Consider the following 16,426-nt stretch of genomic DNA (forward strand, 5'->3'; position numbering starts at 1 on the left):
TAGACGATTCTTGACTAAGAAAAGATGTTTTATTCAGCTAATTTATAATATATTTTATTTTAATATATCTTTAATTTTTGAAACTAATATATCAATAGCTACTTTATTGTGTCCACCTTCTGGAACAATTATATCTGCATATTTTTTTGTTGGTTCAGTAAACTGCATGTGCATTGGTCTAACTACTGAAAGATATTGTTCTACAACTGAGTCTACAGTTCTTCCTCTCTCATTTATATCTCTAATCATTCTTCTTAGTATTCTTATATCAGCATCTGTATCAACATATACCTTTATATCTAGTAAATCTCTTATTCTTTCATCCTCTAAAATAAGTATACCTTCAACAATTATAATATCTCTAGGATTAACTATAACTTTTTCCTTTGCTCTTGTATGAACAGTAAAATCATATATTGGTTTTTCTATAGCTTTTCCATTTATTAAAGATTTTAAATGTTCAATTAATAAATCATTATCAAAAGCTCTTGGATGATCATAGTTAGTTTTTACTCTTTCTTCCATTGTAAGATGACTTTGGTCTTTATAATAAGCATCTTGTTGTATCATAGCTATACAATCTTCATTAAAGCTATTATAAATTTCATCTGCAATTGTACTCTTTCCTGAACCAGTTCCTCCAGTTATTCCAATAAGTATAGGTTTTTTCATCAGTTTTCCTCCTATTTATCTCCAATTTCTAAAGTTTGTTTTCCTTTAATGAGCATATCATTCTTCTTTAATGGGGTATCAACCTTCATTTTAAAGATCATTTGTGCTCTATTGGCAACATTAGTTTCAACATCTTTTTCAACATCATACATTGAACTCATTTCTATTGAAAAATTTGGTGTATAAGGTCTTAATACATCAACTTTATCACCTGTGAATACTCTATTTTTTTGCATTATAGTAGCTGTTTTTGTTTCTTCATCATAATCTTTAACCATACCAACTATATCAAATTCTCTTATGTATGATGAATCTTCATAGTTTTGTTCTCCAGTTTTTCCAAAGAAAAATCCTGTATGATATGGTCTATGACTAACCTTTAATAATATATCCATCCACTCTTGTTTAAATTTATAGTTTTCTGGATCTTCAAAATAACTATCTACAGCTTCCCTATAAGCTTTTACAACTGATGCAACATAAAATTCGCTCTTCATTCTTCCTTCTATTTTAAATGAATATATACCACTATTAACTAGTTCTGGTATGTGCTTAATCATGCATAAATCTTTTGAATTCATTATATATGTTCCCTTATCATCTTCTACTACTGGGAAATATACATCTGGTCTTGTTTCTTCAACTAAAAAGTATTTATATCTACAAACATTAGCACATGTACCCTTATTAGAATCTCTTCCTAACATATAATTAGATATTAAACATCTTCCTGAGTAAGCCATGCACATTGAACCATGAACAAATCCTTCTAATTCACAGCCTTCTGGTAAATTATCTCTAAATCCATGTATCTCATTAAATGTTAATTCTCTAGCAAGAACTATTCTCTTAACTCCAAAATCATACCAAAACTTTGCAGATTTCCAATTTACAGTATTAGCTTGAGTACTTAAATGTATTTCTAAGTTTGGTGCTACTTCTCTAGCTGTTGATATAATTCCAGGATCTGAAACTATAATAGCATCAACACCTAAACTTTCAATTCCTTTTATATAATCTTCTATTCCATTTAAGTCAAAATTACGTGGAAAAACATTCATTGTTACATAAAGTTTTCTTCCTCTTTCATGACAATATTTAACACCTTCAGCTATCTCTTCATTTGTGAAGTTTCCTGCAAAAGCTCTTAAATTTAATTTACTTCCACCTATGTATACAGCATCAGCTCCAAAGTCTATTGCTATTTTTAATTTTTCTAGATTTCCTGCTGGTGCAAGTATTTCTGGTTTTTTCATAAATTTTTACCTCCTTTTTGTAATTGCAATACCATCTCCCATTGGAATGACAGAGGTTATTAATTTTTCATCATTTGAAACCATATCCAAATAAGTTCTCATTCTTTTTACTATAGTAATCTTCCTTCTTTTTACTAACTCTTGAGAAGGAACCATACCTCTAAATAGAACATTATCTGCTATTATAATCCCATCTTCTTTTAATAATCTTAAACAATGTGGTAGGAAATGATTATAATGCCCCTTTCCAGCATCCATAAATATTAAGTCAAATTCTTCATTAAGATCTTCCAAAATTTCAAGACAATCTCCTTCTTTGATTTTAATTTTATCTTGAAGATTAAACTTTTCAAAATTAATTTTTGCAAGTTTAATCATTTTTTCATCTCTTTCTATTGTAATAATATCAGGATTTGTTTTTGAGGCTTCATACATAAGTATAGAAGAATAACCTATTGCAGTACCAAGCTCTAAAATTTTAAGTGGTTTTTTCATGTTAACCATAAATTCTAAAAATCTACCTGTTTCTTTTTGAACTATAGGCACTCCATTTTCTTTTGCAAAATTTTCCATTTCCTTAAGTTTACCACTATTTTCTCCAATTAGTTTTCTTAAATATTCTTCCATATAATCATAAGTAATTCCGCTCATATATTCCTCCAATATTATTTATTATATCCATATTCTTCTCTTAACTTATTAAATTCAACACCACTTGATGTAAATTTATGTTCATCTGAATTAGGAATTAATAAATAATATAAATAATTTGTTTTTGCTGGTTTAACTGCAGCAATTAATGATGGTTTACCTGGATTTGCAATTGGTCCAACTGGCAATCCTTTAAACTTATAAGTATTGTATTGTGAATCAATTTTTAAGTGTTTATATAAAACTTGATCTACATGCTTCCCTAATGCATAAATAACAGTTGCATCTATTTGAAGGGGCATACCCTTTTTCAATCTATTATCAATAACAGATGATATAAGAGGTCTATCTTTTTCTATTCTTGCTTCTTTTTCTATTAACGATGCCTTTGTTACTACCTCATCAATTTTATTATTAGGTATAGTTACACCTGTTTCAACTTCAACTTGTTTCATAGTTTCTTGAAATTTATCAAGCATTGTCTTTATAACTTGATCTGGTGTAACTCCTTTTTCAAATGAATAGGTATCTGGAAATAAAAATCCTTCTAACTTATATTTTCTTTTACTTGATTCTTTTATATAACTTGGAAGCGTATAATTTTTAACTGCATTTAAAAATTGTTCTTTTGAAAATAATCCGTCCTTTTGAAGAACATCTGCTATTTGTACCACAGTATATCCTTCAGGAATTACAACATTTGTTACACTTTTAGTTTCTAAAGTTTTTAGAAATTCACTTAATGTTACATCTGTTTTTATAGTAAACGTTCCTGATTCCACCTTCGGTACAATATTATTTAGCTTTAGATAAACTTTAATAAAAAACTCATTTTTTATTAAGCCTTTATCTTTTAACTCATTAAGCAATGAATAAAAGCCTTCTCCTTGATTTATTTGAACTTCAATACTGTCTTCATTAGATTTTAAGGGATGATTTATAGTTCTACTATACATAAAGATGATACCACCTAATATAATTAATAGTACTATAAAAAATCTTAAAAACTTTTTCTTAAAATTTCTCATAAAATCCCCCTATATACAAAAGTAAATAGCCTATATTTTGGCTATTCACTTTATTATAATACTTTTTTTACATTTTATAAAGATACTTTCTTTTTAGATTATTTTTTACTTCTGCTAATCTTCTTTCTTCTTTCAGCACTATCTAATATAGTCTTTCTCATTCTTATACTCTTTGGAGTAACTTCAACCAACTCATCACTATTAATAAATTCTAGTGCTTTTTCTAAAGTCATCTTTATTGGAGGAACTAATTTAACAGCATCATCTGCTCCTGATGATCTTGTATTAGTAAGTTTCTTTCCTTTACATACATTTATATCTATATCTTCTGATCTTCCACATACTCCAACAATCATTCCTTGGTATACTGGAACACCAGCATCTATAAATAAAGATCCTCTCTCTTGAGCATTAAATAATCCATATGCAATAGCATCTCCTTGTTCAAATGATACTATTGATCCTCTACTTCTACCTGGAATATCTCCCTTGTATGGTGAATATCCATTAAATACATGGTTCATTATTCCATTACCTTTAGTATCTGTCATAAATTCATTTCTGAAACCTATAAGCCCTCTAGCTGGTATTATAAACTCTAATCTTGTATAACCATTAACAGCTGAAGTCATATTAACCATTTCACCTTTTCTTGGTCCAAGTTTTTCCATTACAGGTCCCATAAACTCTTCTGGTACGTCTATAGTTAAATATTCCATAGGTTCTAACTTCTTACCATCTTCTTCTTTAAATATAACACTAGCTTTTGATACTTGTAATTCATATCCTTCTCTTCTCATTGTTTCGATTAATACTGAAAGATGAAGTTCTCCTCTTCCTGATACTTCAAAACAGTCTGGAGTTATTTCTCTAACTCTTAAACTAACATTTGTTTCTAACTCTTTCATTAATCTATCTCTTAAATGTCTTGAAGTTATAAAGTCTCCTTCTTGTCCTGCAAATGGTGAATCATTTACCATAAAGTTCATACTAAGTGTTGGTTCATCAATTTCTACGAATGGAAGAGCTTCTGGACATTGTGAATCAGCTATTGTTTCACCAATGTTTGCATCAGTTACACCACTTAATGCTATAATATCTCCCATGCTAGCTTCTTGAACTTCTTCTCTTTTAAGTCCATTGTATCCAAATAAAGCTGTAGCCTTATAATTTGATGTACTTCCATCTTGTTTTACTAAAACTACTGGTTGGTTCTTCTTTATAGTCCCTCTATGAATTTTACCAATTGCTATTCTACCAACATATTCATTTGAATCTAATGTTGTAACAAGCATTTGGAAAGGTCCATCAATATATCCTTCTGGACATGGAACATGATCAATTATTGTATCGAATAAAGGTATCATATTTGTATTTGTATCTTCAACATTTACTCTTGCAAAACCTTCTCTAGCTGAAGCGTATATTATTGGGAAGTCTAATTGTTCATCATTAGCTCCAAGTTCTAAGAATAATTCAAATACTTCATCAATAACAGCTTCTGGTCTAGCATCTGGTTTATCTATTTTGTTTATAACAACTATTGGATTTAATCCTAATTCTAGTGCTTTCTTAAGAACAAATTTAGTTTGAGGCATTGGTCCCTCATATGAGTCAACAACTAGTAGTACTGAATCTACCATTTTAAGTACACGTTCAACTTCTCCACCAAAGTCAGCATGTCCTGGAGTATCAACAATATTTATTTTTACTCCATTATAATGTACAGCTGTATTCTTTGAAAGAATAGTTATACCTCTTTCTTTTTCTAAGTCATTTGAATCCATTACTCTTTCTGCCACTTTTTCATTAGATCTAAAAGTATGGCTATCTTTTAATAAGGCATCAACTAATGTAGTCTTACCATGGTCAACGTGAGCAATGATTGCAATGTTTCTAATATCTTCTCTCTTAAATAATTCCATTATTTTCCTCCATCTTTTTAGCTTTACTTTTCAATATTTTCTATGTAAACCTATAATATTTTTTTTCAAAAAGAAAATTGGATACTTTGTGTGTACCCAATTCTCGCACTATTTTATATTCTAATATTTACTTTTTAAAAAGTCAATATAAATGATAATTTAACAAAGTGATTATTCTGTTAAATTTCCATTATTATTGGAAGTATCATAGGTTTTCTCTTAGTCTTTTCATATAAGAAATTTCTAAGTTCATCCCTAATTCTACTTTTTATAGTAGCCCAATCAGTAATTTTTGATTTTTCACACTCACTTAATACATCTTTAACTATTTCTCTAGCTTCATCCATAAGTCCTTCTGATTCTCTTACATAAACAAAGCCTCTAGAAATTATGTCTGGTCCTGCAATAACTGAAGCACTTTCTCTATCAAGAGTTACAACTACAGTTAATATACCATCTTGTGAAAGATGTTTTCTATCTCTTAATACAATATGACCAACGTCTCCAACACCTAATCCATCTACAAGAACTTGCCCTGATGTTACAGATCCATTTTTCTTAATTGAATTACGAGTAATTTCAATTACGTCTCCTGTTTCAGGTAATACGTAATTTCTTGGATTTAATCCAACACTTACCGCCAATTCTGCATGTTGTTTTAAATGTCTAAATTCACCATGAACTGGAACAAAAAATCTAGGTCTTATAATAGTTTGCATAAGCTTTAATTCTTCTTGACATGCATGACCTGAAACGTGAACATTCTCATTAGCTCCATATATTACTTCTGCACCTTTTTTGAATAACTGGTTTATAACCTTTGAAACTAATTTTTCATTTCCAGGTATTGGTGTTGCTGATATTATAACAGTATCCCCTTCAACAATTGTTATTTTTCTATGCTCTGAAGCTGCCATTCTAGCAAGGGCTGACATTGGTTCTCCTTGACTTCCAGTTGTTATAATAACAATTTCTTCATTTTTATATTTTTGTATTCCATCAATTGTTATTAATGTATCTTTTTGAATTTTTAAATATCCAAGATCTATTGCTACTTGAACAATGTTTTCCATACTTCTTCCAGATACAGCAACTTTCTTATCATACATTTCAGCTGCAGTTATTATTTGTTGGATTCTATGAATATTTGATGCAAAAGTTGCTACAATTATTCTTCCTTTTGCTTTACTAAATAATCTTTCTAAATTTTCTCCAACTACCTTTTCTGATTTCGTATAACCTGGACGTTCTACATTTGTAGAATCTGCCATCATTACAAGAACGCCTTTTTTACCAAGTTCTGCAAATCTTGCAAAATCTGTTTTTCCTCCATCTATAGGCGTATAATCAATTTTGAAGTCTCCTGTATGAAGAACAACTCCAAGTGGTGTGTGAATAGCTATTGCAACAGAATCAGCTATTGAATGATTTGTTTTAATAAATTCAACTGTTACATTTTGTAATTTTATTTTATCTTTAGGTTTTACTACAAATAGTTTTGTAGTAGCTAAAAGACCGTGTTCTCTTAACTTTGTTTCTACAATACCTAAAGTAAGTTTAGTTCCATATATAGGTACATCTAATTGTTTTAAAACATATGGTAGTGCACCAATATGGTCTTCGTGTCCGTGAGTTAAAAATATTCCTTTAACTTTATCTTTATTTTTTAGTAGATATGAAACATCTGGTATTACTATATCAATTCCATACATATCTACATCTGGAAACTTCAAGCCGCAATCTATAATAATAATATCATCTTTATATTCTACAACTGTAAGATTTTTCCCAATTTCATCTATTCCACCTAAAGGAATTATTTTAACCTTAGCTCTTTCATTTTTCATATTTCCCCTCCTTATTCAAGAATATGTATAAACAAAGGATTTCATCTCTTTTTTATTTTGAGAGGATTCTCCTTCAATTATTCCTTTTCCTTTTCACTACATTCATTGCATATACCAAAGAATTTTACACTATGATCTTGAATTTTAAATTTATACTTTGTTTCAATTCTTTTTTCTAATGCTTCTAGTAAATCTTCTTCAACTTCTATAACTTTATTACATTGATTACATATTAAATGGTGGTGTCTATGTTCTTCATCTTTATGAATAATTTCATATCTGCTACATCCATCACTTAAATCTAATCTAGATAATAATTTTACTTCCTCAAGTAATAATACTGTTCTATATACAGTAGCTAATCCAATCTCTGGACAATCTTTTTTTACTTCATCATATATTTCTTCAGCAGTTAAGTGTCTACCTTCATTTTTTATTATAGTATCAACTATTGCTCTTCTTTGAGGAGTTAATTTATATCCTTTTTTCTTTAAATCTTCTTTAAGTTCTTGCATGTCAACTGAAATTAAGCTTTCCATTTACAACACCTCTTTCTATGTTCTACTCTTCTTGCATTAATAAATTATAAGCTTCTTCTACCATTGCAAATTCAGCTTCATCTTCTATATTTATAAGATTATCATTTCCATCTTCATCATTTACTACTTTAAGAACAACAGCTTCTTCACTATCTTCATCAGCTGGAGTTAGTACTACATATTCACTATTTAAATCATCTATCTTAAAAAAGCTTATCACTTTAAATGATAACTCATTTCCTTCCTCATCTAATAAATCAATGTATTCTATATCTTTTTCCATAATAATTCTCCTTTTTATATATTTTAATTACTATAATCAAGTGTTGTCAATAATTATTTTCAATTAATAATTATTTATTTGCTATTCTATCTAAATATCCTTGTAAAATATAAGTAGCTGCAACTTTATCAACTATTTTCTTTCTTTTTCCTCTTGATAAATCTGCTTCAAGCATTGCTCTATGAGCTGCAACAGTTGTAAGTCTTTCATCCCAAAAAACTATTTCTAAGTTAATTGATTCTTTTAAAAGTTCACTAAATTCTTGTATTTTTTCTCCTGCAAACCCAATTGATCCATTCATATTTTTAGGTAAACCAACAACTATAGTTTCAACTGAATATTCATTACATATCCTTTTTACTTCTTCTATATCATTAATTTTTTTTGTTCTTCTTATAGTTGTTATTCCTTGAGCAGTATAGCCTAAAGGATCTGAAATAGCAACACCTATAGTTTTTTGTCCAACATCTAATCCTAATATTCTCATATTATCTCCTTGAAAACAAAAAGCGCCCTCAACAGGGCACCTTTTTTATTTTATCTCTAAATAAGATTTTATAACTTCTTCAAGAATTTCATCTCTTTCAAGTTTTCTTACTAAAGCTCTTGCTCCGTTGTAATTTGTAATGTAAGTAGGGTCTCCTGATATTAGATAACCAACAAGTTGATTAATAGGATTATACCCCTTCTCTTGAAGTGAATTATAAACCTCTGTTAAGATTGATTTTGTTAACACTTCTTTATTTTTTGATAAATCAAATTGCATTGTATGCTCTAAATTGTTACTCATATTCACGCTGCTTCTAAAGCAGCTCACCCCCTTACCTTGTGTTAAAGGAAATCTATATACAAATAGTATTCTCCATAAATTTATCTTATATACAAAACTTATAAGTTAATTATAACCCATATTTTTTTAAAAGTACACTATTTTACTAAACTTTCAATTATGGAATATGATTTCTCTATTGCTTCATTAATTTTTTCTGGAAGTTTTCCACCAGCTTGAGCCATGTCTGGTCTTCCACCACCACCGCCGCCTACAACTTGTGCTACTTCTTTAATTATTTTTCCACAATGAATTCCTGATGCTACTGCTTCCTTTGTTGCCATTGCAACTAAATTAACCTTACCATTTACATTACTTATTAATACAACTACTGATTTTGGCTCTTTATTTCTAATCTTATCACCAAGATCTCTTAAAGCATTACCATCAACATCTTCTAAAGGATAAGCTATTACACTAACACCATTAATATTTTTTGCTGAATTTAATATATCATCCTCTGCACCACTTGTAAGTTTTGCTTTTAATTCTGATATTTCTTTTTCTTTTTCTTTTATTTCTGAATTTTGCATTGAAATTTTGTTTATTATATCTTTTTCATTACATTTTAATGCTACACAAGCTTCCATAAGCATCTCTTGTTTTTGTTCAACATATTTAATAGCTGCAAATCCTGTTAATGCTTCTATTCTTCTAACACCTGCTGCAACTCCTGATTCGTTAACTATTTTAAATAGTCCAATTTCTCCTGAATTTAATACGTGAGTACCACCACATAATTCCATTGAGTAATCCCCAACTTCTACAACTCTAACTTTATTTCCATATTTATCATCAAATAAAGCCATAGCACCTTTAGCCTTTGCTTCTTCTAATGTCATAAGATTTGTATCTACTTTATAAGTTTCCATTACCTTTTCATTAACTAAATTTTCTACTTTTTGAATTTCTTCTTTAGTTAACCCTTGGAAATGAGTAAAATCAAATCTTAATCTTTCATCATCAACATATGAACCTGCTTGATTTACATGTTCTCCTAAAACTTCCTTTAGTGCTTCATGTAACATATGAGTTGCTGTATGATTTTTACGTATATTATTTCTTCTCTTTACATCAATTTTTAAGTCAGCCTCTTCATTTAATTTAACTATTCCACTATTAATTTTTACATAATGAATAGTTTTTCCTGAAACATTATTTTTAGTATCATAAACATAAGCTTCGAAGCTATGTCCTTTTATTATTCCCTTGTCACCTACTTGACCTCCCATTTCTGCATAGAAAGGAGTTTTGTCAGTTACAATATATCCCTTTTGTCCTTCTTTTAATTCTGAAACAGCTTCTTCATCAGTTGCTAAAAATAATATTTTTCCTACGATCTCATCATTATCATATCCAACAAATTCAGAATTTATTTCTTTATTCATTGAGTTAATTGGTGATTCTTCACTTCCCATATAAGTAAATTCGCCTCTAGCACTTCTAGCTCTTTCTCTTTGTTCTTGCATTTCCTTATTAAAAGCTTCTTTGTCAATTGTCATATTTTTTTCTTCTAATATTTCTTCTGTTAATTCATATGGGAATCCATAAGTGTCATAAAGCTTAAATGCTTTTTCTCCATCTAATACACTCTTATTTTCCTTTTCTAGTTCTTCAATGTATTCTAAAAGTATTCCCATTCCAGAGTCTATTGTTTCATTAAATCTTTCTTCTTCTAAAGTAACTATCTTTTTAATATAATCTTTTTTAGATACAAGCTCATCATATTCAACGCCATAATTTTCAACAACTGATTCTACTATATCCTTTAAGAATAATCCTTTTATTCCAAGAACTCTTCCATGTCTTGCAGCTCTTCTTAAAAGTCTTCTAAGTACATATCCTCTTCCTTCATTACTTGGTTGAACACCATCTGAAATCATCATAGTAACTGATTTAACATGATCTGTTATTATTCTAAGAGACACATCTTTTTGAGGATCTTCTCCGTATTCAACACCTGAAAGTTCTGAAACTTTTCCTAATATATTTTTAACAGTATCTATTTCAAATATATTTTCAACACCTTGCATTAATGTAGCAAGTCTTTCAAGTCCCATTCCTGTATCAATATTAGGATGTTTTAATCTTTCGTAATTTCCTTTTCCATCTCCATCAAATTGAGTAAATACTAAGTTCCAGAATTCAATTATTCTATCTTCATCACTAGCTTTAACAAATTCTTCTGCTGTCTTAACTGGTTCTACTCCTATTCCTCTTTCAAAATGAATTTCTGTACATGGACCACATGGACCTGCACCATGTTCCCAGAAGTTATCTTCTTTTCCAAGTCTAAATATTCTGTTTGTATCTATATCAGTTTTATTTTTCCAAATTTCAAAAGCTTCATCATCATCTAAATAAATTGTTACATATAACTTATCTTTTGGCATTTTAAGAACTTCTGTTATAAACTCCCATGCCCATGGAATTACCTCTTCTTTAAAGTAATCTCCAAAAGAAAAGTTTCCAAGCATTTCAAAGAAAGTACCATGTCTTGATGTCTTACCAACATTTTCAATATCTCCTGTTCTAATACACTTTTGACATGTTGTAATTCTAGTTCTTGGTGGTTTTTGTATACCTGTAAAATATGGCTTAAGTGGTGCCATACCTGCATTAATTAATAATAAACTTTTATCATTTTTTGGTACTAAAGGAAAACTCTTTAATCTTAAATGTCCTTTTCCTTCAAAAAATTTTAAATAAGCTTCTCTAAGCTCATTTGTTCCCATATACTTCATATATTTTCCCTCCATTACAATATAAAAAAAGCCTTCATCCCAAAAGACTTAAGGGACGAAAGCTAACTCTTCCGCGGTACCACCCTAATTATGTAAATTAAATTTACATCACTTTAAATGGTTATAGCTCATAGGTAGCTTCAAAATGAATTATTTAAAAGTTTTCACCAACCACTTCTTCTCTAAAAAAATAAAATCAAATTTACTCATCCTAATCATAGCTAAATATTCAATTAACTAAAGAAATTATATTTTATATACTTAAATATGTCAATATTTTTCATAATTTTTTGTGATTTTTCTAAAATACATAATGATTAAAAAAGATAATAATTTAAATCATCATAAATCACCTTCAAAATAACTCCAATTGGAACAGCAAGAACCATACCTGTAATTCCCCCTAACTTTTCTCCTATAAGAAGTAATATTATAATTAAAAGAGGATGTATATTGGTACTATCTGCTGTAACTTTAGGTGCTAATATATTTCCCTCTATTTGCTGAATTAATAGTATTCCAATTATTGCCCAAAGACCCTTTGCTTCAGAATCAAAAAATGCAATTAAAACAGCAGGAATACCTCCAAATAAAGCTCCAAAATAAGGTACTATATTAAATATTCCATTTATAATGGAAAGAAATATAGCAAACTTTATATCTAATATTAAAAACAATATTAAACACATAATTCCTGTAGCAATAGATAACAAAACTTGACTTACTATATATCTTTCTAAAAGTAAATTAACATCTTCTATGATTTTTTTAGCTATTCTTCTATTTTTGACAGGTATTAATAAATACATTTTATTAGAAAGAATTTCTCCATCTGATAAAAGATAATATGTAACAATAGGTATTATAACAATTGAAGCTATATTGCTTGTAAAATCAATAATATAGCTTATTGTATTTTGAGATAAATTCATAATATATGCCCATAACTTTTCTTCTACTTCATTATAAATAGTTAGTGCAATAGAAGAATTTTTTATTTTTAAATTTTCTATAAAATTATTTATATAAATTGAAATCTTATCTATAATTAAAGCAGTGTTTCCTACTTCTTTCATAAGTTTCGGAACTAATATGTAAAAAATTAAACCTAATATTAAAATTATTCCAAACATAATTATAAGGGTAGCTTTTCTTTTAGATATTCTTTCTTTTCCTATAATTAAATTTCTTAAAGGTCTTAATATATAAGCTAAAATAGAGGATATAATTATAATATTTACTACCTCTCTAAATACATTCCATTTTAGATATAAAATTATAAATAAAATTATAATTAATATTAAAACACATCTTATTATTAATCTTTTATTTTTAATTGGTAGCTTCATTTTTATCTACCTTCCTAGGCATAGATTTTAAAGTAACACCATCTTCTCCCATGTATAATATATATTCTTCTCCTAGTATACATTCACCTATAAGTAAAATTTTCTTTCCCTTTATAAGTCTTTCTATTATTCCTGTACTTATTACAAGTCCTTTTATATAAAAGTTTTCCTCTTCAATTATTATATCTTCAACCACACCTTTAATATCACCATTTGAATCTATTATATCCATAGCTTTAATATTTTTAAATTCTATACCCTCACCTTTAATACTTTCTTCTACTATTATCTCTTTGTTTATAGAAATTATACTTTTAATTTCAACAAAGTTTTTTTTAGAAAATAAACTATAATTTGATACCTTTAACCCTTTAACTTTTCCCTCAAAAAAATCAATAAATAAATCCTCTACTATTCCAATCTTTTTTCCTCTAACATCATATACACTTTTCATATAAAAATCTTTACTTCTAAGCATAAATTTCCTCCTAAACTCATTAACTTTATCTTTCCCTAAATTTCCTTTTTTAAACTAAATTACTAATTATTTATTAGAAGAAAATTAAATATTTTTTGTTTTATCATATAGAATTCTAAAAGTCTTAATATTTATATCTATTTCTTATTTATATAAATAAAAAACAAGCCCCCTAATTTATACAGAACTTGTTTAAAATTTATTATATTTTATATTTATCAAATGCCTTTTCTGGATCAATATGGACATCCTTTATAAAAAGAATTACCCAAATTATCATTGAAAAAGTAGCAAAATATTCATTTATAAAATAAGATGTTGTAGCTCCAAAAATTAAAATTATTGACCAAATAAGAAATGAATTTCTCATATCTTTACTCATTTTATTTCTATATATCAAATCCTATTTGAACTTCATTATTTTTCTCTTCAAAAGCTCTAATATAATTAAAAACTTCTTTTATGTCACAAATAATATTATTTTTCTGACATGTTTCTTTAATAATTTCCATCAAGCTTCCATGATTTTTGCTTATTACTTCATAGCTATTTCCATATTGCCTTATGTACTTTTCTTTTAAACCTTTAAAATGCTTATCTAAATTCTTATAATAATATTCTCTATTTCCATTTCTTAATGTTAGCCCAATACCAAATACTATAATCCCTTTAACTTCAGCCTCTATGCAATAATCTAAAATCCCTCTTATATTTTCTTCAGTATCATTTATATAAGGTAAAATAGGAGTTATCCAAACTACTGTAGGAATTTTGTTATCCCTAAATATCTTTAAAGCTTCAAATCGTTCTTTTGTTGTAGAAACATTTGGCTCAATAATCTTGCATAATTTTTCATCATAAGTTGTTAATGTCATCTGTACAACACACTTTGCTTTATTATTTATACTTCTTAATAAGTCTAAATCTCTTAATATTCTATTTGATTTAGTTTGTATTGATAGTCCAAAACCATACTTATCAATTATTTCTAAACATTTTCTGGTATTTTGAAGTTTTTCTTCTAAATGAATATATGGATCGCTCATTGCACCTGTTCCAATCATACACTTTTTCCTTTTTCTCATAAGTGTATTCTCTAGTAACTTTGGTCCATTGGTCTTAACCTCTATATCTTCAAAAATATGATTCATTCCATAACAAATACTTCGGGAGTCACAATATATACATCCATGAGTACATCCCCTATAAATATTTATTCCATTATTACTAGATAAAATACCCTTTACTATAACATCATGCATATAATCATAACTCCCTTCTAACAAATTGTATCTTTTAATAATTACTTCAATGAAATATAGATATTAATTTTAGCATTATCAAAATCTGCATTTAAATATTCTTCAAAATCTGCTTCATAACTTCTATCTAAATCCATTTGACAAATTTCATTACAAGCTTCTGCAACCACTTTTTGCATATTTCCTTCAATAAAAAACTTAGCATATTTTCCTGAAGGAATTTTCTTTATTGTAATTTCTTCATTTTCAGCCTTACATACCTCATTGCCTACTGTAACTGTATACTTATTATTTTCATAATCTGAATAAAGTCCTATGGCGTATTCATTCACCTTATTTTTTATTGTTTCGTTAATCCCATCTTCATATAATTTTCCCCAAAGACCTCCAATAACTTTCCCCATATTAGGATCATCATTACTTATAATCGCGCTAATTCCTACTACTATTTTTTCTTCTAAATTAACAATTTCATAATTCATATTAATAACCTCCATATATATTTGATAAGGCTATTATACTTAAGTTAATATGACAACTACATGTCATATTAAGAATAATTTAAAAGCATTTTTTCAATTTTATTCTTTATTTCCATTCTTATTTCTTGTGGTTCTAAAATTTCACATTCTTCTCCAAATGAAAATATATGGCTAAAAAGCCATTCTCCTTTTGGATATTCAATAGTAACAAGAAAACTACCATCATCTAATTTCTTAAAATCTTCAAATTCATCATAAACCCTATATTCCATTTTAGAGGAAATTTTCATTTTTAAAGTAATAAATTCGCCATTAAAAATCTTATCTTCCTTCACTATTTTTGTTGATGTTTTAATATTAAAGCTTTCTTCAGAAATATATAAATCCTTTATCCTTCTTAATTTAAAAAATCTATAATCATTTCGTACTCTACAGTATCCATACATATACCAACTTTGCCCTTTAAAATATAATTTTAATGGACATACTTCCCTGCTAATATTTTCACCTTTGCCACTACTATAATTAAAATTCACTACTTTTTTACTTAATATTGAATATTTAAGATTATTAAAAGTTTCTTTTTCTGCATTTCCCAATTTGAAAAATCAACTTCTATCCAATCAGTATCATTTTTGCCTAATATATTATTTAATTTTCTAAAAACCTTTTCAATCTTTTTATCATTAAAACTTATAGCATTAACAGCTCTTATAAATGATAGTATTTCTAATTTTTCTTCTTCTGTTAATATAGCTTTATTTAATACAAAGCCTGATAATATAGATATACCTCCACCTTTTCCCTTACTCATATATACTGGAATTCCTGCTGTCGAAAGTGCTTCAATATCTCTATAAATAGTTCTTTGTGACACTTCAAATATTTCTGCTAATTCTTTTGCAGTTACAATATTCTTCTCTAAAAGAATATATATAATCTCAAATAATCTATTTACCTGCATAATAAAGCCCTTCTTCCTTTTGAAATTTATTAATTTAATTCCTAACTCTATTATAATAATTGATTCTTCATGCTCACCAATCATTTCAACAGATATTTTTTTAATCATAGTGCTAAA

At 27.8% G+C, this 16,426-nt stretch carries 16 protein-coding genes, 1 pseudogene and 1 other annotated feature; all 17 genes and pseudogenes read right to left on the minus strand.

Annotated elements, in window-relative coordinates; genetic code table 11:
- Positions 1 to 54: 54 nt before the first annotated feature.
- Positions 55 to 672, minus strand: a complete 618-nt coding sequence (gene udk / locus J2Z53_RS00890; RefSeq protein ID WP_209795336.1) for a uridine kinase — start codon at positions 670 to 672, stop codon at positions 55 to 57.
- 11 nt (positions 673 to 683) lie between these two features.
- The gene (locus J2Z53_RS00895; protein ID WP_209795337.1) at positions 684 to 1,928 is read right to left on the minus strand and encodes a peptidase U32 family protein; all 1,245 of its coding nucleotides are present in this window, start codon (positions 1,926 to 1,928) and stop codon (positions 684 to 686) included.
- A gap of 6 nt (positions 1,929 to 1,934) precedes the next feature.
- Positions 1,935 to 2,579, minus strand: coding sequence for an O-methyltransferase (locus J2Z53_RS00900; RefSeq protein ID WP_209795338.1), 645 nt, complete (start codon positions 2,577 to 2,579; stop codon positions 1,935 to 1,937).
- Between the two features lie 14 nt (positions 2,580 to 2,593).
- Positions 2,594 to 3,607 carry an endolytic transglycosylase MltG gene (mltG, locus tag J2Z53_RS00905; RefSeq protein ID WP_209795339.1) on the minus strand — a complete coding sequence of 338 codons (1,014 nt, stop codon included), beginning with the start codon at positions 3,605 to 3,607 and terminating at the stop codon, positions 2,594 to 2,596.
- Between the two features lie 98 nt (positions 3,608 to 3,705).
- Positions 3,706 to 5,532 (minus strand): translational GTPase TypA, encoded by a 1,827-nt coding sequence (gene typA, locus J2Z53_RS00910; protein WP_209795340.1) that lies wholly within the window; start codon positions 5,530 to 5,532, stop codon positions 3,706 to 3,708.
- A 179-nt stretch (positions 5,533 to 5,711) separates the two neighbouring features.
- The gene (locus tag J2Z53_RS00915; protein ID WP_209795341.1) at positions 5,712 to 7,379 is read right to left on the minus strand and encodes a ribonuclease J; all 1,668 of its coding nucleotides are present in this window, start codon (positions 7,377 to 7,379) and stop codon (positions 5,712 to 5,714) included.
- 77 nt (positions 7,380 to 7,456) lie between these two features.
- Positions 7,457 to 7,918, minus strand: a complete 462-nt coding sequence (locus tag J2Z53_RS00920; protein ID WP_209795342.1) for a Fur family transcriptional regulator — start codon at positions 7,916 to 7,918, stop codon at positions 7,457 to 7,459.
- Between the two features lie 22 nt (positions 7,919 to 7,940).
- Entirely contained in the window at positions 7,941 to 8,201 is a 261-nt protein-coding gene (locus J2Z53_RS00925; protein ID WP_209795343.1) for a DUF1292 domain-containing protein, read from the minus strand.
- A 70-nt stretch (positions 8,202 to 8,271) separates the two neighbouring features.
- Positions 8,272 to 8,688 (minus strand): Holliday junction resolvase RuvX, encoded by a 417-nt coding sequence (ruvX, locus tag J2Z53_RS00930; protein ID WP_209795344.1) that lies wholly within the window; start codon positions 8,686 to 8,688, stop codon positions 8,272 to 8,274.
- Positions 8,689 to 8,733: 45 nt separating this feature from the next.
- Positions 8,734 to 8,991 carry an IreB family regulatory phosphoprotein gene (locus J2Z53_RS00935; RefSeq protein ID WP_209795345.1) on the minus strand — a complete coding sequence of 86 codons (258 nt, stop codon included), beginning with the start codon at positions 8,989 to 8,991 and terminating at the stop codon, positions 8,734 to 8,736.
- 137 nt (positions 8,992 to 9,128) lie between these two features.
- Positions 9,129 to 11,774 carry an alanine--tRNA ligase gene (gene alaS / locus J2Z53_RS00940; RefSeq protein WP_209795346.1) on the minus strand — a complete coding sequence of 882 codons (2,646 nt, stop codon included), beginning with the start codon at positions 11,772 to 11,774 and terminating at the stop codon, positions 9,129 to 9,131.
- A 48-nt stretch (positions 11,775 to 11,822) separates the two neighbouring features.
- Positions 11,823 to 12,002: a binding site (T-box leader), on the minus strand.
- 89 nt (positions 12,003 to 12,091) lie between these two features.
- Positions 12,092 to 13,123 carry an AI-2E family transporter gene (locus J2Z53_RS00945; RefSeq protein ID WP_209795347.1) on the minus strand — a complete coding sequence of 344 codons (1,032 nt, stop codon included), beginning with the start codon at positions 13,121 to 13,123 and terminating at the stop codon, positions 12,092 to 12,094.
- Positions 13,107 to 13,601, minus strand: coding sequence for a PRC-barrel domain-containing protein (locus J2Z53_RS00950; RefSeq protein ID WP_209795348.1), 495 nt, complete (start codon positions 13,599 to 13,601; stop codon positions 13,107 to 13,109). The genes J2Z53_RS00945 and J2Z53_RS00950 overlap by 17 nt, the downstream gene beginning before the upstream one ends.
- A 202-nt stretch (positions 13,602 to 13,803) precedes the next feature.
- Positions 13,804 to 13,983: a hypothetical protein gene (locus J2Z53_RS00955; RefSeq protein ID WP_209795349.1), complete on the minus strand. Its 180-nt coding sequence runs from the start codon at positions 13,981 to 13,983 to the stop codon at positions 13,804 to 13,806.
- Positions 13,984 to 13,990: 7 nt separating this feature from the next.
- Entirely contained in the window at positions 13,991 to 14,863 is an 873-nt protein-coding gene (locus J2Z53_RS00960) for an SPL family radical SAM protein (protein WP_209795350.1), read from the minus strand.
- 41 nt (positions 14,864 to 14,904) lie between these two features.
- Positions 14,905 to 15,345 carry a GyrI-like domain-containing protein gene (locus J2Z53_RS00965; RefSeq protein WP_209795351.1) on the minus strand — a complete coding sequence of 147 codons (441 nt, stop codon included), beginning with the start codon at positions 15,343 to 15,345 and terminating at the stop codon, positions 14,905 to 14,907.
- A 68-nt stretch (positions 15,346 to 15,413) separates the two neighbouring features.
- Positions 15,414 to 16,309, minus strand: a pseudogene (locus J2Z53_RS00970) (helix-turn-helix transcriptional regulator).
- Positions 16,310 to 16,426: the final 117 nt, after the last annotated feature.

Source organism: Clostridium moniliforme, assembly GCF_017873235.1.
Lineage (GTDB): Bacteria > Bacillota > Clostridia > Clostridiales > Clostridiaceae > Clostridium > Clostridium moniliforme.